Genomic DNA, 1,758 nt, shown 5'->3' with positions numbered 1-1,758 from the left:
AGATGCAAACTAAAGCTATACACAAAACTACGATTTGCTTTTTTCTGTTTTTTTTCATGTTCCTTAATTCCGCAACACTATAGTTTAACATTATTTATAAGTGCCTGAGCAACAAAAAGTTGCCCAGGATTTTGCCATGTCAGAATTTTCACTTACCTTAGTGTTGCGAAAAGAAGACAAGCAAAACTCTAATATGACATGGCAAAGATACAAATAAAATCTGAGAAACTCACTCCTTTTGGAGGAATTTTTTCTATTATGGAGCAATTTGATGCTCTTTTAGCTCAAACCATAGATTCCACCTTGGGATTGAGATGCACTATGTTTGGTTATCAATATAGCGAAATTCTACGCTCTCTGATGTGCGTATATCTTTGTGGCGGCTCATGTATTGAGGATGTTACAACTCACTTGATGAAACATTTGTCTCTTCATCCAACTCTTCGCACTTGCAGCGCAGACACCATATTGCGTGCTATCGAAGAACTGACTTGTAAGAACATCACCTATAAATCTGCTTCTGGCAACTCCTATGATTTCAATACTGCAGACAAGATGAACTGCTTATTGATCAAAGCCCTGCTTGCTACTGGTCAATTGAAATCCGGTCAAGAGTATGATTTTGACTTTGACCATCAGTTCATTGAAACAGAGAAGTATGATGCAAAACCAACCTACAAGAAGTTCCTGGGCTATAGTCCAGGTGTGGCAGTCATTAACGACATGATTGTCGGTATTGAAAATAGAGACGGCAACACAAACGTGCGCTTCAACCAAAGAGAGACTTTGGAAAGAATCTTCAAGCGACTGGAGGCATCAGAAGTATATATATCCCGTGCCCGCATGGATTGCGGCTCATGCTCGGAGGAAATCGTAGATATGGTAGAGGCTCATTGCAGGCATTTTTATATTCGTGCCAACAGATGCTCTTCCTTCTACGATTCCATGTTTGCCTTGACTGGATGGAAAACTGTTGAAATCAACGGTATTGAATTTGAGTTGAATTCCATCCTTGTTGAGAAATGGAAAGGAAAACCGTATCGTCTTGTCATACAGAGACAAAGGCGAATAGAGGGAGACCTTGACATTTGGGAAGGCGAATATACCTACAGATGTATACTGACTAACGATTACAAGTCGAGTGCAAGAGACATTGTGGAATTCTACAATCTTCGTGGTGGCAAGGAACGCATCTTCGATGACATGAACAATGGCTTTGGCTGGAATCGGTTGCCAAAATCGTTCATGGCACAGAATACTGTATTCCTGCTTATGACAGCTCTCATCAGAAACTTCTACAAAGCTATTATGCAGAGATTGAAAACCCATGAATTTGGATTGCGTGCCACCAGCAGAATCAAGACCTTTGTTTTCAAGTTCATCTCTGTTCCTGCGAAATGGATTAAGACATCACGTAGGCATGTATTGAATATTTACTCAGACAACAATGCTTATGCCAACCTGTTCAAGACAGACTTTGGTTAAAGACCATGCTTTTCTGGTTAAACCAGCGTATTACCTCAAGTCGCTTTATGGGGTAAGGGGATTTTGTGTCTGCGACATTTCTGTTGTGCAAGAAATATGTACAATAAAATGAATTTTGTCGCTTTGCAAGCAAAATCCCACTAAACCCTATAGGTTGCGGATTTGAGGTTCATTTCTTTTCTTTAAAACTTAGTCTGGCTCCTGACTATATAGAGTTTATTTTGAAGATGTGTACGCTTGCATGAAGGGGTGGAGCCAAGCTGAAATCTTCAC

1 protein-coding gene is annotated in these 1,758 nt (G+C 40.1%); it reads left to right on the top strand.

Features of this window, described 5'->3' with window-relative positions; all coding sequences use genetic code 11:
• Window positions 1-198 precede the first annotated feature (198 nt).
• Window positions 199-1,485, top strand: a complete 1,287-nt coding sequence (locus tag GH664_RS23980; RefSeq protein ID WP_153170291.1) for an IS1380-like element IS942 family transposase — start codon at window positions 199-201, stop codon at window positions 1,483-1,485.
• Window positions 1,486-1,758: the final 273 nt, after the last annotated feature.

Origin of the sequence: Thauera sp. 2A1, from assembly GCF_009469595.2 — a bacterium.
Classification (GTDB): domain Bacteria; phylum Pseudomonadota; class Gammaproteobacteria; order Burkholderiales; family Rhodocyclaceae; genus Thauera.
The sequence above is the reverse complement of the archived record's forward strand: the minus strand, read 5'-3'. Positions and strand labels throughout refer to the sequence as shown.